Origin of the sequence: Streptomyces sp. NBC_01537 (assembly GCF_045040445.1) — a bacterium.
Lineage (GTDB): Bacteria > Actinomycetota > Actinomycetes > Streptomycetales > Streptomycetaceae > Actinacidiphila.
Genome location: NZ_CP109392.1, coordinates 283,866 through 305,271, shown reverse-complemented (window position 1 = coordinate 305,271; position 21,406 = coordinate 283,866). Strand labels below are relative to the sequence as shown.

The window sequence follows — 21,406 nt, the reverse complement described above, 5'->3', positions numbered from 1 at the left end:
CAGAGCTGTGCGGTGCGGCAGCGTGCTCTCGACATCGGCATAGCGCAATGGATCAGAGGTCGAGGCCGTAACGCCGGGCCGTCCCGACTCCTGGCCCGGGTCCCAGCAGCAGGACATGCGCGCACACCTGTGGGGGTGCGATCGCCTCACGTGGTCCGAACAATCGTGTGCGGGGCCACCGGAGCCAGCGAGTTCACGCTGGCTGTGACGTTGTTCAGCGGCCCCGGGGGAGTGGTTTGAGCCGGGACCACCTGGCGATGAGGATCTCCGAATTCTCCACCGCTGCTCGGTTGATCCCCCAGACTTGCTCGTGTTTCCCAACGGAGAAGGGACGGCAAGCATGGCGAACAGCGCACTTCTGGTGATGGACGTCCAACGGGACGTAGTGGCCATCGCCGACGACGGTTCCGGATATCTGCCGCGCTTGCGCGGGGCGATCGACGGTGCCCGGGCTGCCGGCATCGCCGTGATCTACGTGGTGATGGGGTTACGGCCGGGCGATCCGGAAGTCAGCCCTCGCAACAGGGTGATGACAAACGTCGTGCGGGCCGGCCTGTTCACCGAGGGGGCCCCTGGCACCGCGATTCATGACGAGGTCGCGCCTCTGGAGGGCGACGTGGTGGTCACCAAGAGGCGGGGGAGCGCGTTCTCGGGCAGCGACCTCGACTTGGTACTCAGGGCTCGCGATATCGACAGTCTTGTTCTCACCGGCATCGCCACCAGCGCTGTGGTGCTGTCCACCCTGTGGCACGCCATCGACCTGGACTTCGGCCTCACCGTCCTGGCGGATGCCTGCCTTGACACCGACCCCGAGGTGCACCGGATGCTCACCGAAAAGCTGTTCCCGCAGTGGGCAGATGTCGTCGCCGTCGAAGACTGGCTCAAAGCCATCGCACCGCAATAAGGGGAGACATCGGGACCCCGCGCGCGGGCATCCAGGCTGTCCACCCGCGGCACCTTTCCTGGAACGTGACGTGACCACGCCGAGGTCTTGGTTGACCTCAGCAACCGCGCCGGATGGGCATGTCGCTGTGGGCACTTCAACGCGCCCACAACGTCACGTGGAGGACGGTCCGCGGGCTCTGGACGGGCAGCGGCCGCAGCCGCGGAGCAAGCAGCGGCGTGGTGTCTGTGTTCAGCGGGAGGACAGGACAGCGACTTCCTGGCCGAAGCCGACCACCAGTCGGCTGTCAGGTGCGATCGCGACTGCGTCGGCCCACCCCGGGAACGCCAATTCCTCGCCGATCTGCCGACGGGTGGCCACATCCCACACGAGCAGTCTGCCCAGTGCGCCGGTGACCGCGAGAGGTCGGCCATCGATCACGGCGGCCGCCACCAGGCGCACCGCTCCGTGGTGGCGGGCCAGCGGATCGCCTACCTGCTAGCCGGCAGTCAGGTCCCATACCCGGACCGTCCCGTCTCCGCCGCCTGTGACGGCGTGGGCGCGGCCTTCGATGACGACCGTCGTCACCGCCCACACCCGCCCGCCGTGGCCCGTCATAGGCTCGCCGACCGGTCGGCCGGTGATGAGGTCCCACACCCGGACCCTTCCGTACTGGCCGCCGGTGACCGCGTGGGGGGACCCGTCAATGACAAGCGTGGCCATACGACTTGTCTTGCGTCCCTGGCCGGTCACGGGCTCGCCCACCTGCTGTCCGGTGGCGAGGTTCCGCACTCGTACGGTTCCGTCCCGGCCGCCGACAGCAACGTGGAGCCGACCGTCGATCACCACGGTCGTCAGCGCAGTCACCCAGCCGTCGTGCCCGGCCAGGGGGTCGCCGACCATCTGACGGCTGGTCAGGTCCCATACCCGTAGCCGCCCGTCACGACCGCTGGTGACCGCGTGGGCGCGGCCGTCGATCACGGCCGTCGTTACGGCTGTCACCCAGCCCCGGTGGCCGGTCAGGGGCTCGCCGACCTGATCGCCGGTGGCCAGGTCCCACAGCCGTACCGTCCCGGCCCGGCCGCCCGTTACGGCGCAGGGACGACCCTCGACCACTGCCGTCGCCATCGCACACACCTAGTCGGGTTCACCGCTGCGGTGCGTGCCAAGTTCCGAGCCGGTGGCCCACTGCACGCCCCACTGGGCAGTGGGCTCGCCCGTCACCGAGGCCGCGGTGATACGCGCCGCCAATTCGCTGTCCCCGTAACGCGCCGCGTTCACCGCCAGCAGTTGCCGCCGTACCCCCGCGTTCCGGTCCCAGTGCCGACGAAACGTTGCCCGGTACACCGCCGCCGCTCGTCGCGCTGCCGGGCTCGATGCCTCACCCAGCAGCATCAGCACCTTTTCCGGATCCACGGTCACCAAGAACCGCGGATCGGTCAGCCGCTCGTCCGCACTGGTGCGCAACGGTTCTCGGGCCCTTGAACCGCCTTCACGCACATCGTCACTCATGATGGGCACTGTAGACACCCACCCGCCCCTCCCGCACACGCGTTGTGATGCCCGCGGCCGCGCCAGGCAGCGGGTACCGCGGGCCGAGGGGTGGGCCGGGGGAGCTATTCGAACCGCGAGGTGTCGCCCGCCCCTCGGCGTACGATCTCCGCCTCACCGCTGGAGAAGTCGATGACCGTCGTGGGCTCCGTACCGCAGTCGCCGGAGTCGACCACGGCGTCGAGGACATGGTCGAGCCGTTCCTTGATCTCCCAGCCCTGTGTCATGGGCTCCTTCTCGTCGGGCAGGATCAGCGTGCTGGACAGCAGCGGCTCACCGAGTTCGGCGAGCAGCGCCTGCGCGACGACGTGGTCGGGGATGCGTACTCCGACGGTCCGTTTCTTCGGATGCAGCAGTTTGCGCGGCACTTCCCGCGTCGCGGGGAGAATGAATGTGTAGCTGCCCGGTGTCGATGCCTTCACGGCACGGAACACGTCGTTGTCGATGTGCACGAACTGGCCGAGCTGCGCGAAGTTCTGGCACACGAGGGTGAAGTGGTGACGGTCGTCGAGGTGGCGGATCGACCGGATCCGGTCCATGCCGTCAGGGTTGCCCAACTGGCACCCCAGGGCGAAACAGGAATCCGTCGGATATGCGACGAGTCCACCAGAGCGGACGCTGTCGGCCACCTGGCCGATCGTCCGCGGCTGGGGGTTGTCGGGATGCACGTCGAAGTACCTTGCCATTCGCCGAGCTTAAGCGGTCGCACAGGGGAACCGGAGCAGGCCGCCGGGACGCGCCCGGTTGACGAACCGCCACCGGGGCCGTTTCCTCCTCGCTCCCTGAAGTCACCTCTGTCGCCGTACACCCTCTGGGCGACATCGGGAGTCTCGTTTACGAGGAATTCGTCTTACCGGGGGGTTGCGCGACATGGTCTCGAAACTGACCGCACTGGGGCTGGCAGCCGTCGCCACACTGGCGGCGTCGGCCTGGGCCGCCGCGGCCGAGACACCGCGCGCCGCGGCGGCTGCGCCGACCGCGCCCCAGGCCGACTTCGACCACGACGGCAAGGCCGACATCGCCATCGGCGCCGCCGGCGCGACGGTCGGGGGCGGGGCGGGAGCCGGATACGTCTCCATCGTCTACGGCGACGGCGCGACCGCCACGTTCAGCCAGAACACCGCCGGTGTCCCGGGCGCGGCCGAGGCCAACGACCACTTCGGCGGAACGGTGGTGCCCGTCGACCTGGACGGCGACTCGTACACCGACCTGGTCGTCGGGTCGCCCGGGGAGCACATCGGCCAGGTGCAGGCCGGAATGCTCATCGTGCTGTGGGGCGGGCCGGACGGGCTCGGCAAGGCCACCGCCGTCGACACCGGCGCGAAGTCCGGCGGGTCCGTGGGCTCGGTGGTCACGGCCGGTGACTTCGACGGCGACGGCCGGCCCGGCCTCGCTCTGTCGGGCCCCTGGGCTGTGCGCTTCCTCAACGGCATCGGCCGGGACGGCAAGCCCGCCAAGGACTCCCTGATGCCGGTATTCGACGACGAGGGAGCGGTGAACGTCCGCGACCTGTCCTCCGGAGACGTCAACGGGGACGGGATCACCGACCTGGTCCTGACCGTCACCGACCAGGAAGAGTCGGACTCCTGGCGCAGCGCCCTGTACGTGGGCGGCAAAGCCGGGCTCACCCGGGTGGGCAGTCTCATCGGCGCGAACGGCAAGCGTCTCAACGGGCAGCACACCGCCATCGGCGACGTGAACCACGACGGCTATGGCGACATCGTCGTCGGCCACGGAGAGTTCTCGGACAGCGACTGGAGCCGCCCGGAGGTCAAGGGCGGCGGCGTCGGCGTCGCCTATGGCGGCCCGCAGGGCCTCAGCAGCACTCTCACCCCGGTCTGGATCAACCAGGACTCCGCCGGTGTGCCCGGCGTCTCCGAGCAGGCTGACGGCATGGGAACCGGTCTGGCGGTGGCGGACACCGACGGCGACGGATACGCGGACGTGCTGGCGGGCGTGCCGGGGGAGGACTTCGACGGCCTCACCGACGCGGGCGCCGTCCTGCTGCTCAAGGGCGGCCCCAAGGGCCTGACCGGCAGCGGGGCCAAGGTGTTCAGCCAGAACTCCGCGGGTGTGCCGGGCGTGGCGGAGAAGGGTGACGCCCTCGGCGAGAGCACCGCCCTGGGCGGCCGGCTGGTCGTCGGTGCCCCGGCCGAGAACGCCGGTGACGGCTCGGCCTGGGCCCTCAACCTCTCGGGAAACTCAGCCGCGTACAGTCCCGGCTCGTTCGGCGCCCCGGCCACCAAGGCCGGATTCGGCGGTGCGGTGGCCGGTGGCTGAAGGGGCGGCACCGCGCAGGCGGCGCCGGGCGACAACCCGGGTGCGCTCCGTTCACTGACCCGCGCAGCGCCTTGGTGGCGATGCTTCCCCCGGCGGACGCGGCGGGCCGGGGATGCATGTGAGGTACCGGAATCCGGGACCTCGGGGCAGCTGGGAACGGGGCCGTACGCGGCCCTCAGCGCGCCCCGGCCGCACTCTGGCATCGCTTCGCGCCCCCTGGGCCGACCGTCTCCGGGCAGGCGTTCACCCGCCCGTCCGTGCCCTCGGTAAACCGGCTCTGACCTGGTGTTTTCCGGGAATCAGTCTAGGCTGGGGAGGTCTGCTGGACACCATCGGAGGGGGACTTCGTGAGTGAGGAAGCCATCGGCTACGACGCCAGCCACATCCAGGTGCTGGAGGGGTGGGAAGCCATTCGGAAGCGGCCCGGGATGTACGTCGGCTCGACCGGCGAACGCGGCCTGCACCAGCTGGTGTTCGAGGTCGCCGGCCGGGCGGTGAACGAGGTCCTGGCCGGCCGCGCCGGCTCCGTCGACGTCGCCTTCACGCCCGACGGCGGCATGCGCGTCGCCGACGACGGCCCGGGCGTCCCTGTCGAGGCCGCCGCCGGGGACACCGGCAGTCCCGGCCTCGAAGCCCTGCTGACCCGCACGTACGCTGGGGCCGGGCCTGGCGGCCGCCACGACGCGGCCATGAGCCTCTTCGGCATGGGACCCTGCGTCACCAACGCCCTCTCGAGCCGCCTGACGGCCGAGGTGCGGCGCGATGGGGTGCGCTGGGTCCAGGAGTACGCCCGCGGCGTCGCGCTCACCCCACCCACCGCCGCGGGGCCGGCGACCGGAAGCGGGACCACCATCGCCTTCTGGCCCGACGCCGAAATCTTCGGGACGGTGCAGTGCTCGTTCGCCGTGCTGGCGGAGCGCTTCAGGGAACTGGCTTTCCTGAACCAGGGCCTGAGCATCTCTCTGACCGACGAACGCACCCTGGGCGGGTCCCGGCCGGTGCGGTTCCGGTCCCCGGGCGGGCCGCAGGACTTCGTCGCCTTCCTCGACGCGCGGGCCGGGGCCCCCGTCCACCCGGACGTCATCGGCTTCGAGCAGGAGGACCCGCGGATGGCAGGCACGGTGGAGGTGGCCCTGCGGTGGTGCGGCTCCCGCGAGGAGCGGGTCCGGAGCTTCGCCAACAGCGTGCTCACCCCCGACGGCGGCACGCACGCGTCGGGCTTCCGCGACGGGGTGGCTGCCGCGGTCACCGAGTACGCGCGGGAGCGGCGGCTGCTGACGGCCTCCGACCCCGACCTCGGCTCCGACCTGATTGGCGAGGGCCTGACGGCGGTCGTGTCGGTGAAGCTGGACCGTCCCGAGTTCCTCGGCGCCACGCACGGCCTGCTGGGCGGCGACGCAGTGCGCGCCTGCGTCGGGGAGGCCGTCCGGGAACACCTCGGCACGTGGCTGGAGAGGCACCCGGAGCAGGCCGCGGCCGTCGTCGGCCGGATCGTCCGGAGCGCCCGCCGGGCCTGAGCAGCAGCGGACCGCCAGCCCCCCTCGTGGGCATCCAAGCCGTGCGCATGTGACTACCGGGGGAGTCGGTCAGCGACGGACAGCCTGTGCCGCTCATCGAGAGGGTGAGGCCGGCGATCTTGCTCAGTGTGCCGCCGGCATGGAGCCGGAGATCCGAGCCCGGTCGGCATTGGGTGTAGCGGGTTACACCCCTGGTTGGGGAGAGCACTCTCTCGTGGCGGCCGGGCGATTTCGGGATCGTTGATCTCGCAAGGTCAACGGCTCCCCCCGGGGAGGTCCACCGCTCTCCCCGAAAGGCAACCCCCATGAAGGCGCTGCTGTCCTCCCGGCCCGTCCTGTGGTTCCTGTTCCTGTTCAACCTCACTGTCGCCCTGGCCGCCCCCCTCATCGACGACAGCGCGCAGGGCATCGCGACCAGCCTAGGTATGGCGGTTGTCTCGGTCGGCGCCGGCCTCGGCCTCCTCAAGGGCCGCAAGTAGCGCGCCTGACCGCATCGCCCTTCAGGTCCGCACACCGACCCGAAACTCGGCGACCGACAGGCCGCACCCCTTCTTCGGTTTCTTCGACTCGCAGGAGCGTCTCCCATGCCTGACACCAGCGTTGCAGCGGCCAAGCAAGCCCGTACCGGTCAGCCGGCATCCGCCGCCGGCCTGACACGGCGGACCCCGCGCACCACCGCACCGGTCATGCCCCTCTGGCAGGGCCTGGCCCTGCTCTTCGCCCCGGCGAAAGGCAACGCATGACCGTGACCTCCACAAGACCCGGGCTTTCGCCGCGGCGGGTCGTGGGCGGGTCAACCGAAGCTCGCCCCGGAGGCGCAGACCGAGTGTTCGTAGCCATCAGGCCCGCACCAGGTGCGTCGGCGCGCGCCTGGGAGGTTGCTCGGCGTTGAAGGCAGTCCAGCGTCACCGGTGTCATGGCCGACCGGTACACCAGAGACCCCGGCAGGTCCGACGCGGTCACCGCCGACCAAGTGAGGATGATCGTCCGCTGCACCACCGTGGCCTTTGCCGTCGGGTCGGGCGGCGGCGTGGTGTCCAGCACTGTGCGGCGGCGGATGCCGGGGCGGCGGCCACTGCCTCGCATGCGCCGGCCAGGGCGTCCTGCCGCCGGTCGGCAGGACGCCCTGGCCGGCGACGAGGGCGAAGACAACGGGCCGTCAGCGTGCGGCAGGCCTTCGTGATTGCGCATCGCGCGGCCGCCCCGGACCTCGTTGTCCGGTGACGCTGTCATCGGTAAGGGCGGCCTCCTTCGGACGGCCAGTGCATTGCCAGGTGGGTGTGATGACCGGCGGGCCCGAACCGGCAGCGTGCAGGCCGGATTCAGTCGGCGCGAGCAGCGGCGGGGCCGGTGAGGTGGGCGTCTCGGACGCGGTGCAGCCATGCTTCGGCGGCCGCCTCGTCGGGTGCGTCGGGCAATGGGCTCTTCGTGGTGTTGAAGGCGTGCTCGTAGTGGGCGAGAAGTGACGATGCGGCGGTCGGGTCTTCGGTGATCTCCTCGCCGAACCGGTGGTAGGCGTCGGGGTCCTCGACGCGGATGGGGAGGTTGCCGGTGGCGTAGAGCTCGTAGCCCTGGGTGCACAGACGGCGCAGGTGGCGGGCGTGCTTGGCGGTGCGTTTGCGGGTGTCGGCGGAGAAGGATCCGTCGCCTCGGTCGGTCAGGCGCCGGAACTGGCTGGTCGCGTAGCCGAGGTAGGCGTCGCGGACTCGGTGGGAGCTGAGCAGGCGGGAGCGGATGTCGATGAGTTCGTCGCCGAGGGGCGTGCGGGTTTCATAGAGCTCGTCGGGGAGCCAGACGAGTTCCATGGCGGTCGGGTTGCTGCCGAGCGCGAGGCGCAGCCACTTCGCGGCCTCGTGCATCGTGCGGTCCGGTGCTTTGGAGACGCGGGACTCCGCGGGCCGGTGGAGGCCGTGGAAGGCGCGGGTCGGTGCTGCGAACAGCCCGAGGCGGTCGATGTCGGACCCGGGCCGGGCCAGGCCGTACGCCGTCGAGCCGACGATCCCGGACAGCAGGACCGTCTCGCCGGCCTGGACTCCGCAGTCGTGTTGATCGGACATGGGGCACCCCGCTGCCAGGCGGGACGGCGAACTGGATGCGTGGCGAGGCGTCCCACCGCGCGGCCCCGCCCACACCGGGAATGTGCACTATCGGGCGCTCCCGGGGCGAATGGTTTTGGCCCAGGAAGAACTCTCGACGAAGCGGACGGACCATCCCGCCGGGCAGCCACCGCACAGGCGGTCCGGACCGACGAGGTCAAGTGCGACCCGGGCTGCAGGGCCCCAGCCCCTACCCTGCCGGCCGCGCCCTGGCTGACTCCGGTCCTCGATCTCGTTGCCCTGACGTGGAATCCGCCCCATCACCCGATGCGTACTGCCACCGCCTTGGGGACGGACGCACGTCGCCGGCGGCGGGGTGACAGGGCGGGCCGTGGACGCCGCGGAGACGAGCCTGAGACAGGCCGCGAGCCGCCCTTGAGGCGCGGGCCCGGACGCGCCACGCTCACCGGGCCTCCAAAGTCTTCTGCGGAGCATCCCGCTGGACCGCCCGGCCGTCATCACCCACAGAAACGAATCCCCGACCGCCGACCGGAGAGGGCTGTCCCGCTGGCCGCACACCGTGTCCTGCGGTTGGGCCATGAGGCGATGCGGGGACGGAGAAGAAGACCGACCCTGTCTTCAGTCGTAATCATGGTGGCGGGCGGGCGGCCAGGTTGCATACGGTCCTCCCTATACCTGAGCTGCAGCTGCTTCGTCCGGACCATGCCCCGGGGATCCTCGCCTTCGAGCGGGAGACTCGGGCCTACTTCGCAGCGTCAATCCCGGATCGTGGCGAGGACTACTTCGCCCGGTTCGACGAGCGGCACTGTGGCCTGCTGGCCGAGCAGGAGGCGGGGGTCTGCTATTTCCACGTGCTGGTCGGCGCTGCGGGCGAGGTGCTGGGGCGGATCAACCTGGTGGACGTGGCGGATGGCGCTGCCGAGCTCGGGTATCGGATCGCAGAGCGAGCCGCAGGTCAGGGGCTGGCCACCTCGGCCGTGCGGGAGATGTGCGGCGGGACGAGAACGGCTTCCTCGCGCCAACGACGGCAGGCGAAGCGCCGTGGTCTCCATGTCCGAGGCACGGGGCGACACCGTGGAGCACATCCTGGACCAGGAGAACGCGGCCAGCGCCCTGATCGACCACGCATTATGCGCCGGGGGCCCCAGTACGGGGTGAGCGGAGGCGTCGTCGCGGTGGTCGGTGAGCTCGGCGAAGGGCGTGAGTGCGAGCCTGCTGCCTGACGCCGATCCCGAGGAAGCGTCGCGCGCGGGGACGAGCTGTTCGAGTTGGTGGACGCGTCGCTTTGGGTCGACGCGCCGGTGATAGTGCCGGTGAATCTGACGCTGGTGGCCGAGCGCCGGCGCGGGCACGGCGCGATGTGCGACGCGCTCAACCGCGGGAACATCGACGTGCCCCGGCTGCAGCAGTCGCTGGCGGGCCTGCCCGTGCCGTGGGCCGCCGACGGGGCGCCTGGTCCTCGCGGTCGACACCAGCCACTGGCTCCGCCCCGGAGCCCCGGGGCGACTCGCCCGGCCGGCGAAGAGCAGGCCGAGGGTTTCTCGCATGGGAACTCGCGACGCGTGCCACAAAGTCGTGCGCCATGGGTCGGGCGTGTTGCCGCCCGGTCTGCGTTCCCCCGTCGATTGGTCAAGACCTCTTTAATCCTCCCGGGCACCTCTGGTGACGACACCGGACGGGTGGGTTCACTGCGCTGCATGGAACATCTGACGACCCTCGGCCGACTGCGCCGGATGGCTCTGGCCCTGGCCGCTGCGGCCGCCTCGCTCGGCCTGACCCTGGGCGCGGTCTCGCCCGCCGGGGCCGTGGCGGTGCCGGCCGAGTTCGGTACCGACTATCACGACCCGCTCACCGCTGCCCCGGCCATCGCCACGCCGCACACCAGGTCCTGTTCGGTCACGGTCGCCGAGGCTGAGTTCAAGGACTTCACCCCCTACACCGGCACCTACACCCCGCCGACGGGCTGCGGCACCCCGGGCCGCTGGTCGAAGGTCGTGCTGCGCATGGACGGCAGCGTGGCCGGGCGGCAGTACGACCGACTGGGGTACCTCGACATCGGCGGGGTCCAGGTCTTCCGCACGTCGACGCCGGAACCGTCGCAGGACGGCATCGACTGGTCCGTCGAGAAGGACGTGACACGGTACGAGAAGACGCTGAGCGGCGAGCAGTCCGTCGACATGCTCATCGGCAACGTTGTCAACGACACCTACACCGGTGTCCTCGACGTCAAGGTCACGCTCACCTTCTACGCCCCCGAGCCGGGCCGCACCCCGTCGGCCACTTCGTCCACGTCGGCCCCCGACCAGGTCATCCCGCTCAGCGACGCCGACAGCGTGACAACCGGCGCCTCGCTGACCACGCCCCGCAACTCCGAGCGGATCCTCGCCGAGGTGTACGCGACCGGATCGGGCGGCGGCTGCGAGGAGTTCTGGTACTCGGCGGTCACCCCGTCGGCGTCGTACTCCTGCCAGGGCGGGGACGACGGCCCGTACCGCGAGGTCGAGGTCAGCATCGACGGGAAGGTGGCCGGGATCGCCTCGCCCTACCCGAACGTGTGGACCGGCGGCTGGTCGCCGTACCTGTGGTCGGTGCTCCCGTCGCCGACCACTTTCGACGTACGACCGCTGGAGTTCGACCTGACCCCCTTTGCCGGCGAGCTGAACGACGGCAAGGCGCACACGGTCGACGTGTCGGTGCTCGGGGTTCCGAGCGGACAGACCGGGTGGAGTGCGCCGACCAACATCCTGGTGTGGCAGGACGCCCACAAGTCGGTGGTGACGGGGGCGGTGACCTCGTACAGGACGTCCGCGCCGCAGGTGACCAACACGTACGCGGACGGCTCCCTGCGCAGCCTCGTGACGGAGGGCGCGCACAGCCTGAAGGTCTCCGGCTACCTTGACACCTCCCACGGCCGGGTCACCACCACGGTCGACCGGTCCCTGACCACGGCGATCACCCACCACTGGACCCCGGACGAGAACACCGACAACCAGACCGGCCGCTGGACCGACGCCCAGAAGGTCACCGTCAACGGCCGCACCTCCCGCACCGACCGCACGTACACCCTGGACGGCCGCGCGACGATCGACACGGACAACCGGCTCCGCGTGATCATGGCTGTCGACGACCACACCCGCACGGACGGAGTCCTGCGCGACGACAAGTACGCCGGTGACGCAACGTTCACGCTTGGCGTGGCCCGTGAGGACCGGCACGCCGTGGCGACAACGAGCGAGCGGTACCGGCTCCGGGAGGCCGGGGTGTGCTACGACCACACGCTCGCGACGCAACAGGGTGTCCTGACGAAGGACGTACGACGCTGTTGAAGGTGGGGAACGGAACGCACCTGTGGGCGTGATGCGCCGCCGCCGTCAATAAGACGGCGGCGGCGCATCACCGTTCGGGCTCCGGCACGAGCCGTACGGCTGCAGCCTGCGACCTCGTGACCCGGCGACGCGGGCGATGGGAACCGCGACGCGTGGGGCCCGCCGACAGGAGCAGGGCGGCAGGGATGCGCAGTCCAGTGCCCGAGACAGCCCCCGGTGGCCAGGCCCGCCACCACCTCACCACGACGAAAGGTCGGAATCGAGCAGGCGGTGGCGGTGACCATGACGCCCTTTTCCTTGGCGAAGAACGGAGCACGACCGGGTTGACCCGTTTTCGTCACTACTTCGCTACACTTAGTAATCGATGGATGCCGGAAGCAGGGGGAGATGGTGAGTTCTGCCCTGAATGCGGTGATAGCCGTCCGTGTACGTGAGGGGTACCCATGCACCACCGCACCATCCGCCGGGCCATGACGGCAACGGCCCTGGTTCCGGCCGCCGCCGTGCTCATCGGCTGCACTGCGACCGCCACCGACGTTTCCGGCGCCCCGGCCGCTCCCGCCGCCACCACAGACGCACACCGCGCCGCCGCGGTGCACCCCTGCACCGCGGCCGTGCTGAAGGTTTCGCCGGCCCACCAGGCCGCCCACCGTCCCGCGGGCACCGGCACCGGGGCGGCGATCGTGGCCTTCACCAACACCGGCAGGGCCGCCTGCACTCTGAAGGGATTCCCCACCGTCGCCGGAGCGGGCAACGGCTCCCCTCAGCTCAACGTCCCGCTGAAGGTACGGCACAGCGGCACCGCCTCCACGGTCCGGCTGGCGCACGGCGGCCGGGCCTGGATCAAGCTCACCTTCGTGCAGGTCCAGGGCGAGGGCGACGGATACTGCGTCTCCGGTTCGGCACCAGTGGTGTACCCCACCCTGGTGATCGGGCTGCCTGGGGCAGGAAAGCACCAGACTGCGCTGGACGATGGGGAGTTCGCCGAGTGCGACGACGTGGTTACCGTCACCGCCCTGACCGCCAGGAAGCCCATCTGACCGCCGCGCGACGGCCCGGGAGATGCTGTGCGCGGAGGGGGCGAGCTGCACCAGCATGGCGCTTGCCCCGCCGACGCCGACGCCGGTCAGGAAGGCGTTGAGTTGCTGTTCGTCTCGCCAGCCGCCGTCCAGTCGCAAGTCCAGTCTGAGCTGTTCGAGGGCTTCGGGATGGGAGGCCAGTTCGTTGTGGCCGACTTCGCCGATGAACGCCGCAGAGTCCTGACAGTGGGTCATGCCACGTCATCGAGGCCGTCGCCGGACAGGAAGGATGCCTCGAATCTGTCGGCGGCGCTGCCATCGGCGATGCACCAGCGGCACACCCGTCCCCGGACATCCTGCGCTGTGCAGAAGGTGGCGGGTTCACAGCTGCCAGGCACATGGGGACCGTGATGTTCCGCGCGCTCGGCATCCGCGACTTCCGGCTGTAGCCACCGGACAGTTGCTCTCGGGGATCGGTGACTGGTTGCGGCCGATGGCAACGCCCTGCTTTGTGCTGAGGCTGACCGGTTCCACGCTGGCCACCGGCCTGTCGCTGCCGGCCGGGACGGTTCCCCCGCTGCTGATCGGGCAGATCGCCGGTGCGCTCGCGGACCGTCGGGACCGGTGGCGCACGATGATCGCCACGGCCTGGCGCGTATGGCGGCGGTCGGTCTCATGCTGCTGGTTCACCACCCGGGCCAGGTGGGACTGATCTACATCGCGCTGGTCGTGGAGTCCTGCTTCAGCCAGTTGTTCGGCCCGGCCGCCGACGCCCTGATCCCTGCGGTGGCCGGGCGCGGCCCGCAGCTCGCGGCGGCGAACTCGCTGGACGCCTTGGTCACCGGCCTTGTCAGGCTCGTCGGCGGCCCGCTCGGCGGCGCCCTGTACGCGCTGTTCGGCTTCGCCACCGTCGTCTGCCTCGACGCGGTCAGCTACGCCGCGTCGGCCGTGCTCGTGACGCTGGTGCGTTACCGACCCGATCCGATCGGCGCCACTGCCCCGCCTTCCCCTGGCCACCCGAACTGCTTCAGGCCCGGGTCGACTACTTCGGCGGGTTCGCCGAGCTGGAGGCGCTGGAGCGCATCAAAGCTCCCGTGGGTCCGGTCCGACCTCCCAAGCCGTCCCGGACTTGCAGGGCTTCGGCGTGCCGCCGCCTGCGGGGTCAGGGCAGGCGTACGACCTCGCCGGTGGCGGCGCTGGTGCGCGCGGCGTCCAGTACGGTCGCCGTGGTCACGGCGTCCCAGGGGTCTACGGGCAGCGGACGGGTGCCACGGAGCGCGGCGGCGAAGGCCGGGTAGAAGAGGTCCCACTCGCCGCGGGCGGACGGTGCGGGCTCGGCGAGGTCGCCGCGCAGCACCTGGCCCCAGCGCTGCTCGGGCTCGATGCCCCAGCGCTCGCCCTCCGAGGCCGGGGAGGCACCCGCGATCAGCAGGGCTTCCTGGCCGTCCACGCCGTCGACCACGTACGTCCCAGTGGTCCCGGTGGCGCGGAAGCGCGGGCCGGGTGCGCCCTGCCGCCAACTGCCGGACAGGTGCGACCGGGCGCCGCTGCGGTGGGTCAGCGCGACGAAGACGTCCTCGTCGAGCCCGTCTTCGAACCTCTCGCCGCCGTCGCGGCTCCGCATCTCCGCATACACCCGCTCGACCGGCCCGGACAGTACGAGTGCCTGGTCGACCAGATGACTGCCGAAGTCGAGCAGGGTGCCGCCGCCCGCGGCCGGCGGGCCGGGCTCGGGCTGGAACCGCTCGAAACGCGACTCGAAGCGGGTCAGGGTACCGAGCGCGCCCTCCGCCACGAGCCGGCGCAGAGTGAGGAAGTCGGAGTCCCAGCGGCGGTTCTGATAGACCGTCAGCGGAATCCCCAACCGCTCCGCCAGCTCCGTCGTCTCCCGCGCCGAAGCGGCGTCGAGCGCGAAAGGCTTGTCGCAGACCACCGCAAGGCCCAGTCTCAGCGCCTCCTGGACCAGCGGGATGTGTGTGGCCGCCGGGGTGGAGATCGCGACCGCCTCGGCTCCGGCCCGGGCCAGTTCATCCAACGAGTCGTACACTGGCCGGCTGAGCTCGCCGGCGATCTGCTTGCGGCGCTCGGGGGAGGTGGTGACCACTCCGAGGAACTCGCAGTCCGGGGTGGAGGCGAGCAGCGGCGCGTGGAAGTACCTGCCGCCGAAGCCGTAGCCGGCCAGTCCGATCCGTACGGGCGCGTCCGTCATGTGTGGTCCTTGCCGTCGTTCTCGTGAAGCCGGTCCCAGCAAAGCTTCGGCAGACCTTGGAGTCCGCGATGGTGTTGTTGTAACTGCAGGAGTCGACCTTAGCGCCGCCGACCTTGCGCAGGGTGGCGCCGGATCCGGCGAGTGCCCAGCCCGCCAGCCTGTGTACGGATGAGTGTGCGGCAGGATGGACAGGGAGTCTCTTGGCCCGGGCGACCGGCATCATTTGAGTGTCAGTGGCGCCGGTTATGTTGCTGAGCATGACAAGTTGGATCGACTGCGGCGTCATGGCGTGGATGGAAGAAGACCGGTACGGGGAAGACGAAACCGTCCTGGTCTACTTCAAGGAGGCCGGCTTGGCCGCCATGGCCGAAGGACTGTCCGCGCAGCACCGGCCGCCGTTCGCCTACGGCAACGACACTGCACCCGGCGAGTGGGGCGTGATCGTGCACCACATGTTCAATCCTTCCCGCGACGACTACGACGACGTCGACTACCGCGAGCTGTGCCCCCAGGGCGCTGAGCTGATGGTGTTCGTTCCCAACCCATGCATCGCCAAGGCCCACGGACCCAAGGCGTACCACTACAAGGACGGCCAGATATCGTCCTGCATCGACTATGAGGATCCCGACTGCGTCGGGGAATACTGGCCCAACAAGATGGCCCCCCTCATCACGGCGGCCGGACTGGACCATAAGAACGGGACCTACGAGGAGCAGCTGACCCAGCTGATCTGTGACCACCTGGGGCTGCCCGCGCTGGACCGCGACACCATCACGGTGGACCGCGACCTGATGGCCTCCTACTGCTAGACCGCACGGACTCGGCGACGCACCCGCCGGACCTGCCCAACCCCGCTCTCCTGACAATGGCAACCGAGGCGGTCGGCTCGATGCAGGGCGGCTCTGGAATCGACCAGCCGAACGCGCTGGAGCACCCGGTCAACAGGCCACGGGAGGCGGGGATGATGCGCCGATCCGCGTCCGCGTCGCGCGGTCGTCCCCTCGCATCCGTGTTCCCTTTGACCCCTCATTGCTCACCACCTGACTTACGTTACTATGCGCGCGTCTCGTATTAAGTGTGCACATGACAGGGGACCCACAGTGGCGAGCAAGGAAGAACTCAAGAAGGCGATCCACGCGGCTTTCGACGCGGCGGTTCCGGGTGGCGCCGACTACGTCAAGGTCTATGCCTCGGACATGAAGCAGAAGAACTTCATCGTCTACCGCAGCACCACCGTCTACAACTACGCCGTGGGCTTCAAAGCGGGCAGCACCGAGCTGGTCATACTTCCGGTCGACGAGAACAAGGGCACGATCACCGCGGGCACGCCCGTCACCATCACGGACGCCAACCGGGGCTCGGTCAAGAAGCGAGACCTCCAAGGCCGGTTCCAGATCTCGACCACCGACGGCCAGAAGTTCCGCCTCCTCGTCATCCCTTCCATTCCCAAGATCGCCGCTGGCTTCTACCAGCTCCCGGTCGATCAGAAGGACGAGTACGAGGCGTTCCAGGCCGTCAAGAGCCTGATCTGCGGCTAGTGCTCGAGCTGACCGGCGGCTCGCGAAGACTCGTGACAGCGCGGGTGCCGTTGCGGCTGTTTCCGCCGTTTCTGCCCGCCGGGTCGTTCCGGTCATAGCCGAGGTGGTCGGTGATCTCGCCTTCCAGGGCGGACTGCAGCAGCAGCCGTTTGGTCAGCTGCTGCAGTCCGTCCTCGCCTGTCAGCTGGCAGGGGCCGGCCTCGATATCGATGTCCTCCGCGCCGGACTGACCCTCAGCTGCAACTCCGGCGTCAACGAGGTCCGCGTGAGAGACGTGAAACTGATCAAGCGTCAGATGGGTGGCCGGGCCCGCGTCCCCCTCCTGCGCAAACGCGTCGTCCACAGCCAGCCGCCCTTTGTGCTCCGAGCAGCGTCGGATAACGGCCCATGGAGCTCGGTCTCCCATGCCTCGAACGGCGGATCCACGGTGTAGGAGGGGGCGCAGGAGCGGCGAATCCACTGGGCCGCGCGGTACTGCGCATCGCTGTCGTTCGTCGTCCGGCAGGAGTCGTCGACCTGCAGGACATTCGCGAAGACAGCGAAGACCATCTCCAGATCGGATCCGGACTCAAGCAGATGCGTGCGGTAGTCGATCCCTTCCAGCGGCTCCACGTCCAGGGTGCCGTTGCCGAGGTAGAACGCGAAAAGCCGCAGGGCCGCTCGTACATCGGTCGAAAGATGCGCCACGCCCTCCATCGTCCTCCAAGTCGGCGGGTCGCCGCCGAGGTGAACGCAGCAGTGCCCCCGGATCGCCGGTGGCGGTGGCGGCCCGTCAGGTGCGGCCTGGTGCCGGCTCCGGCTCGCAGAGAAGCGCTGCCGCTCGGCGGGGGAGCAGTAGCGGGGTCGCGAGCAGGAGGACGCCGGCCAGGCCGATGGCGGTACGCGGGCCGAGCAGGCTGCCCAGTACGCCCCACAGGGCCGTCAGGAGGGCGGTCGAGGCCTTGGTCGTCACCGCCCAGGCGGACAGTGTGCGGGCGGCCCGGTCGGTTGCGGTGCGCTGGAGGCGGTAGGTGGCGTGGACGGGGTTGAAGACCCCGCAGCAGAAGATGAGCCCGAGCTCGACGCCCATCACCAGCAGCAGCCCTCCGGTGCCCGGCCCCAGGAAGGCCAGGCCGACGGGCCAGAGCGCGCGCAGCGTCCCGGCCACGACCAGGACCTGGTGCGGCCCGAACCGGGTGACGAGCGGTCGGGCCAGCCGCGAACCGAGCAGCCCGCCGATCGAGGGCGCGGCGAAGGCGAGGCCGTACTGCCACGGTGCGAACCCGAGTCGGCCGAGCATCAGGACGGCCAGCAGCGGCTGGGCGGCCATCACCAGGCCGTTGAACAAGACGGTGTTGAAGAACAGCGGACGCAGTGTCGCGTCGGCGAGGATGTACCGCCAGCCGTCGAGCAGGTCCCCGGCCCGCATGCGTGCGGCCTCCCGGTGCTCGGGCCGCTGCTCGTGCCCGCCCGTCGCGCGGATGCCCAGGGCCGAGAGCAGGTAGCTGACCGCGTCGGCCACCACCGTCGCCACCGGACCGAGGAGCCCGATCGCCGCGCCGCCCAGCGGCGGTCCGATGATCGTGGTCGTCCAGGCTGTGGACTCGAACCGGGAGTTGGCGACGAGCAGGTCCTCGGCCGGCAGCAGCGTCTTCAGGTACGCGCCGGAGGCGGCGCGGAAGGTGATGTCGGCCGCCGCGACGACGACCGAGACCAGCAGTAGCTGAAGGAAGGTGAGCACGCCGAGCGCGAACGCGGCGGGGATCGTCAGCAGCGCCGCGAACCGCACCAGGTCCATCGTGATCAGAACCGGCCGCTTGCGGCGGAACTCCACCCACGGGCCCAGCGGCACCGCCACGGCCGCGCCCACCGCAGCCCCCACGGAGGAGAGCGAGGCGACCTCGGCCGGTCCGGCGTGCAGCACTTGGATGGCGATCAGCGGGAACGCGCCGAAGGCGAGCCATGTGCCGAGCGCGCTGGTCCCGTACGCCGCCCAGAGCCACCCGAACTGCCGCCCCAGCCGATGTCCCAGCCGATGTCCCAGCCGATGTCCCAGCCGATGTCCCAGCCGATGTCCGAGCAGATGTCCCAGCCGGTGCCCGCTCCTCATGCCCGATGTCCCTGTCCGCTCAGCCGCACAACCGATCCGCGATCGGAAGCATCAAAGCGAGCACCGCACCCGGAGATCAAACAACCGCAGGGCCGCCCAGCCACAACCAACGGTTGTGCCCGTAGGGTGTGGGCGTGGACCTCGACACCGTCCGGACCTTCGTCGCCGCCGCCGACGCGGGGCAGTTCCAAGAGGCCGCCGCCGAGCTGGCGGTCACCCAGCAGGCCGTCTCCAAGCGCATCGCCGCGCTGGAGCGCAGCCTCGGCGTGCGGCTGTTCACCCGCACCGCGCGCGGTGCCGAACTCACCATCGACGGGCAGGCGTTCCTGCCCCACGCGCGCGAGCTGCTGCGCGTTGCCGAGCGCGCGGTCGTGTCCGTGCGCACCGGCCGCCGTCCGCTGCGCGTCGACGTGATCGCCTCGCGCGGCGCGGCGTCGGGCCTGATGCGCGGCTTCCACCGCGCGCACCCCGGGATCGAGCTCGACGTGGTGTGGCTGTTCGACATCGAGACGGCCGTCGCCGCCATCCGGTCCGGTGCGATCGACGCGTCCTTCCGCGCCGTCGCCGTGCCCGGCCGGCCCCTTCCCGAGGACATCGAGTCCGTCCGGGTGCTCGACGAGCCGCTCCAGCTCCTCACCGGCCCCGCCCACGCGCTGGCGGGCGCCCGGTCGGTGACCGTCGCTCAGCTCGCCGGGCACCGGATCTGGATGCCCGGCATCGTCCCCGGTACCGAGTGGGCCGCCTACTACGACGACCTCGTCGCCGAGTTCGGCCTCACCATCGAGGCGACCGGCCCCAACTTCGGCTCCGACGCGCTCCTGGACACCGTCGCCGACACCCCGGCCCTGGCCACCTTCATGGGCGGGCAGACCCGCCTGGTCTGGCCCGCCGGCCATGGTCTGCGCCGCATCCCGGTGACCGATCCGACGCCCGTCTACCCGCACTCGCTCCTGTGGCACCGCGACAACCCCCACCCGGCCCTGGCCACCCTCCGCGCCCACCTCGCCGCCACGGCGGCCGGTCACGGCGCCGCCGGGACCTGGGTGCCGGGCTGGGTGACTGCGCGCTGAACGCCGCCGCGTCTGTGATCACCGTGGCCGGATCGACGGACCCTGGCCCGGGGGCAGGCGAGGGCCACCGGGGGATCGTTCGAGGCACCGCCCACGGCGAAGGCGGGTAGCTCCGTGCACCGCACCTGTTGCATCCGCTGCAGTGCTCGGGACCGCTCCTGAGCTGGGGAAACTCCAATCGCCCGCGCGCAGTGGGACGACGGTGGGCCCACGGTCGGCGGCGGGGGAGCGGTTGAGGGCGCCCTGCACGCGCAGCCAGTAGCGGCGGACTGCGGGGGCCGTTTGGTCTGGGCGGCTGGTATGCGGTGACGCTGATGGAGAGGTGGCTCAGCCCGCTATCACCTGGCCGAGTGTGAAGATGCCTGTGACGGGCAGCTGCTTGTGTTCGGTGCTGCGGAAGTGCCGGACTGCGGACAGGACGAGCCCGCCGGGAGCGCCGGGGAAGAGCCAGAGCGTGCCGTGTCCGTCGTCCTGGTACGGCGCACCGGCGGTCAGGTCGGCGTGGCCGTCGCCGCTGGTGTCGGCGAGGAGGAGTCCGGCGCCGTAGAAATCCTGCGATCCCTGCTGCGCCGGGGTGCCGCGCGCTGCGCCGGTGAGCTCCTGCACCCCGCGGGTGGAGGTGCCCGCGGCGGTGCCGTGGAACACCGCGATCATGCCGGTGCCGCCGTCCTGCGGGGCGCCGACCGCGACCTCGGCACGGCCGTCGCCGTCGACGTCGCCGACCGCGACCGCGGCGCCGAACATTTCGTCGCCGAGACCCTGCCCGGGTACGCCTGGGGTGAGTTCGCTGACCCGGGTGATGTCTGCGCGGAAGCCGTGGCGGCCGCCGTACCGGACGGTGATCCGGCCGCTGCCGTTCGGGCCGGCGGCGTCGTCGCCGAGGACCAGATCGGCGCGGCCGTCCCCGTCGATGTCCCCGGTGGCGGGCTGGTAGCCGTCCTGGAACCGGGCGATGCGGTCCATACGCCCGGCGGTGTTCTCGCCGACGACCCAGGTGCCGGGGACCGATTCGTCGTCCGCGTGGTAGACGCGGTAGCCGCCGATCACGAGTTCGGCGCGGCGGTCGCCGACCAGGTCGGCGGCGGCGAGGTTGCTGCCGGCCAGATAGTCGTGGGGGTCGGCCTGGAGGTCGCGGGTGCGGACCGGGCCGGTCGTTCCGCCGCGGTGGAACGGGCCGTGGACGACGGTGAGGGTGCTGTGGCCCGTGTCCGGTAGGGGGGAGCTGCTGCCCAGGGCGGCGAGGTCGGCGGACCCGTCGCCGTCGAAGTCGGCGACGGCGAACGCCGAGGCGATCTTTGCGTCCAGTGCCTTCAGCGCCGTGCCGCCGGACAGTCCCTTCGGGCCGCCCCACAGCACTACCGGGCGCCCATAGGCCTGCTCCCACCCCATCGCGGAGACGACCAGATCGGTGTACCCGTCGCGGTCCAGGTCCCCCGGCGCCAGCGCCTCACCGAAGGCGTCAACCTCCCGTACCTCGCCCGGCACCCCGGCCGACGCCCTGGTCACCGTCTGCGGCCGGGCACGGTCCAGGCCCTGCGCGGATCCGTAGAGCACGATCACTGCGCCGGCCTGGTCCTTGCCCCGCACGGCTCCGGCGGAAGCGCCGAGCGCGATGTCGCCGTAGCCGTCGCCGTTGAAGTCGGCGGTCGGGTGGCCGACCGGCTGAGCCGGGGCGGAACTGGCGGTGCCGGTCTCCTTCGGTGCCGTCGCGGATGCGGCCGGTGCCGCCGGGGCCGAGCAGGCCGCAAGCCCCATCAGCGCGGCCGCCGCCATCACCCCTGCTCGTGCTGTCATCACATCGCACCGCCCTCTCCCTGTGTAAGACGCCTGCCACGGCCGGAGGTTGCACCGTTCGGGCCGCTGCTGC

Annotated in this window: 22 protein-coding genes and 3 pseudogenes; 14 read left to right on the top strand and 11 right to left on the bottom strand. The window is 70.7% G+C overall.

Annotated elements, in window-relative coordinates; all coding sequences use genetic code 11:
• The first annotated feature begins 340 nt into the window (after window positions 1–340).
• Window positions 341–904: a cysteine hydrolase family protein gene (locus OG607_RS01625; protein ID WP_405717729.1), complete on the top strand. Its 564-nt coding sequence runs from the start codon at window positions 341–343 to the stop codon at window positions 902–904.
• 231 nt (window positions 905–1,135) lie between these two features.
• Here the strand turns inward: OG607_RS01625 and OG607_RS01620 are convergent, their stop codons facing one another.
• The 4 genes from OG607_RS01620 to OG607_RS01605 form a co-directional block, all read right to left on the bottom strand.
• A complete protein-coding gene (locus OG607_RS01620; protein WP_405717728.1) occupies window positions 1,136–1,336 on the bottom strand; it encodes a hypothetical protein in 201 nt (66 codons plus the stop codon).
• Window positions 1,337–1,381: 45 nt separating this feature from the next.
• Window positions 1,382–2,011, bottom strand: coding sequence for a hypothetical protein (locus OG607_RS01615; protein WP_405717725.1), 630 nt, complete (start codon window positions 2,009–2,011; stop codon window positions 1,382–1,384).
• 9 nt (window positions 2,012–2,020) lie between these two features.
• Window positions 2,021–2,395, bottom strand: a complete 375-nt coding sequence (locus OG607_RS01610) for a hypothetical protein (RefSeq protein ID WP_405717722.1) — start codon at window positions 2,393–2,395, stop codon at window positions 2,021–2,023.
• Between the two features lie 104 nt (window positions 2,396–2,499).
• Complete coding sequence (locus tag OG607_RS01605; RefSeq protein ID WP_405717720.1) at window positions 2,500–3,120, bottom strand: L-threonylcarbamoyladenylate synthase; 621 nt, start codon at window positions 3,118–3,120, stop codon at window positions 2,500–2,502.
• Window positions 3,121–3,304: 184 nt separating this feature from the next.
• Here OG607_RS01605 and OG607_RS01600 point away from each other — a divergent pair, with 184 nt between their 5' ends.
• The 4 genes from OG607_RS01600 (at window position 3,305) to OG607_RS01585 (ending at window position 6,974) form a co-directional block, all read left to right on the top strand.
• Window positions 3,305–4,714, top strand: coding sequence for an FG-GAP and VCBS repeat-containing protein (locus OG607_RS01600; RefSeq protein WP_405717717.1), 1,410 nt, complete (start codon window positions 3,305–3,307; stop codon window positions 4,712–4,714).
• A 347-nt stretch (window positions 4,715–5,061) separates the two neighbouring features.
• Complete coding sequence (locus OG607_RS01595) at window positions 5,062–6,231, top strand: DNA gyrase subunit B (protein WP_405717715.1); 1,170 nt, start codon at window positions 5,062–5,064, stop codon at window positions 6,229–6,231.
• Between the two features lie 305 nt (window positions 6,232–6,536).
• Entirely contained in the window at window positions 6,537–6,710 is a 174-nt protein-coding gene (locus tag OG607_RS01590; protein ID WP_405717713.1) for a hypothetical protein, read from the top strand.
• A 105-nt stretch (window positions 6,711–6,815) separates the two neighbouring features.
• Window positions 6,816–6,974, top strand: a complete 159-nt coding sequence (locus OG607_RS01585) for a hypothetical protein (RefSeq protein WP_405717711.1) — start codon at window positions 6,816–6,818, stop codon at window positions 6,972–6,974.
• A 579-nt stretch (window positions 6,975–7,553) separates the two neighbouring features.
• Here the strand turns inward: OG607_RS01585 and OG607_RS01580 are convergent.
• On the bottom strand, window positions 7,554–8,288 hold the full coding sequence (locus tag OG607_RS01580) for a DNA polymerase beta superfamily protein (protein WP_405717709.1): 735 nt from the start codon (window positions 8,286–8,288) through the stop codon (window positions 7,554–7,556).
• Window positions 8,289–8,959: 671 nt separating this feature from the next.
• Here OG607_RS01580 and OG607_RS01575 point away from each other — a divergent pair.
• The 4 genes and pseudogenes from OG607_RS01575 (at window position 8,960) to OG607_RS01560 (ending at window position 12,654) form a co-directional block, all read left to right on the top strand.
• A complete protein-coding gene (locus tag OG607_RS01575) occupies window positions 8,960–9,511 on the top strand; it encodes a GNAT family N-acetyltransferase (RefSeq protein ID WP_405736473.1) in 552 nt (183 codons plus the stop codon).
• 36 nt (window positions 9,512–9,547) lie between these two features.
• Window positions 9,548–9,788 (top strand): annotated as a pseudogene (locus OG607_RS01570) (transposase); the annotation flags it as partial.
• 197 nt (window positions 9,789–9,985) lie between these two features.
• Entirely contained in the window at window positions 9,986–11,614 is a 1,629-nt protein-coding gene (locus OG607_RS01565; protein WP_405717706.1) for a peptide-N4-asparagine amidase, read from the top strand.
• Window positions 11,615–12,057: 443 nt separating this feature from the next.
• Complete coding sequence (locus OG607_RS01560) at window positions 12,058–12,654, top strand: DUF4232 domain-containing protein (protein WP_405717703.1); 597 nt, start codon at window positions 12,058–12,060, stop codon at window positions 12,652–12,654.
• Between the two features lie 230 nt (window positions 12,655–12,884).
• Here the strand turns inward: OG607_RS01560 and OG607_RS01555 are convergent, their stop codons facing one another.
• Window positions 12,885–12,974, bottom strand: coding sequence for a CbrC family protein (locus tag OG607_RS01555; protein ID WP_405736471.1), 90 nt, complete (start codon window positions 12,972–12,974; stop codon window positions 12,885–12,887).
• A gap of 152 nt (window positions 12,975–13,126) precedes the next feature.
• Between OG607_RS01555 and OG607_RS01550 the strand changes: the two genes are divergently transcribed.
• Window positions 13,127–13,345: a hypothetical protein gene (locus tag OG607_RS01550; protein ID WP_405717700.1), complete on the top strand. Its 219-nt coding sequence runs from the start codon at window positions 13,127–13,129 to the stop codon at window positions 13,343–13,345.
• A pseudogene (locus tag OG607_RS01545) lies at window positions 13,291–13,629 on the top strand (MFS transporter); the annotation flags it as partial. The gene OG607_RS01550 and the pseudogene OG607_RS01545, both read left to right, overlap by 55 nt.
• 166 nt (window positions 13,630–13,795) lie before the next feature.
• Here OG607_RS01545 and OG607_RS01540 read toward each other — a convergent pair.
• Window positions 13,796–14,842, bottom strand: coding sequence for a Gfo/Idh/MocA family protein (locus OG607_RS01540; RefSeq protein ID WP_405717697.1), 1,047 nt, complete (start codon window positions 14,840–14,842; stop codon window positions 13,796–13,798).
• A 257-nt stretch (window positions 14,843–15,099) separates the two neighbouring features.
• Here OG607_RS01540 and OG607_RS01535 point away from each other — a divergent pair, with 257 nt between their 5' ends.
• Window positions 15,100–15,651, top strand: a complete 552-nt coding sequence (locus OG607_RS01535; protein WP_405717694.1) for a hypothetical protein — start codon at window positions 15,100–15,102, stop codon at window positions 15,649–15,651.
• Window positions 15,652–15,942: 291 nt separating this feature from the next.
• Window positions 15,943–16,380, top strand: coding sequence for a hypothetical protein (locus tag OG607_RS01530; protein WP_405717692.1), 438 nt, complete (start codon window positions 15,943–15,945; stop codon window positions 16,378–16,380).
• Between the two features lie 19 nt (window positions 16,381–16,399).
• Here OG607_RS01530 and OG607_RS01525 read toward each other — a convergent pair.
• The 3 genes and pseudogenes from OG607_RS01525 to OG607_RS01515 all read right to left on the bottom strand — a co-directional run.
• Window positions 16,400–16,567, bottom strand: a pseudogene (locus OG607_RS01525) (transposase); the annotation flags it as partial.
• A 104-nt stretch (window positions 16,568–16,671) separates the two neighbouring features.
• Window positions 16,672–17,067: a hypothetical protein gene (locus tag OG607_RS01520; RefSeq protein WP_405717690.1), complete on the bottom strand. Its 396-nt coding sequence runs from the start codon at window positions 17,065–17,067 to the stop codon at window positions 16,672–16,674.
• Window positions 17,068–17,152: 85 nt separating this feature from the next.
• Entirely contained in the window at window positions 17,153–18,469 is a 1,317-nt protein-coding gene (locus OG607_RS01515; protein WP_405717688.1) for an MFS transporter, read from the bottom strand.
• A 134-nt stretch (window positions 18,470–18,603) separates the two neighbouring features.
• Here OG607_RS01515 and OG607_RS01510 point away from each other — a divergent pair, with 134 nt between their 5' ends.
• Window positions 18,604–19,539, top strand: a complete 936-nt coding sequence (locus OG607_RS01510; protein ID WP_405717685.1) for a LysR family transcriptional regulator — start codon at window positions 18,604–18,606, stop codon at window positions 19,537–19,539.
• 327 nt (window positions 19,540–19,866) lie between these two features.
• Here the strand turns inward: OG607_RS01510 and OG607_RS01505 are convergent, their stop codons facing one another.
• On the bottom strand, window positions 19,867–21,333 hold the full coding sequence (locus tag OG607_RS01505) for a VCBS repeat-containing protein (RefSeq protein ID WP_405717683.1): 1,467 nt from the start codon (window positions 21,331–21,333) through the stop codon (window positions 19,867–19,869).
• Window positions 21,334–21,406: the final 73 nt, after the last annotated feature.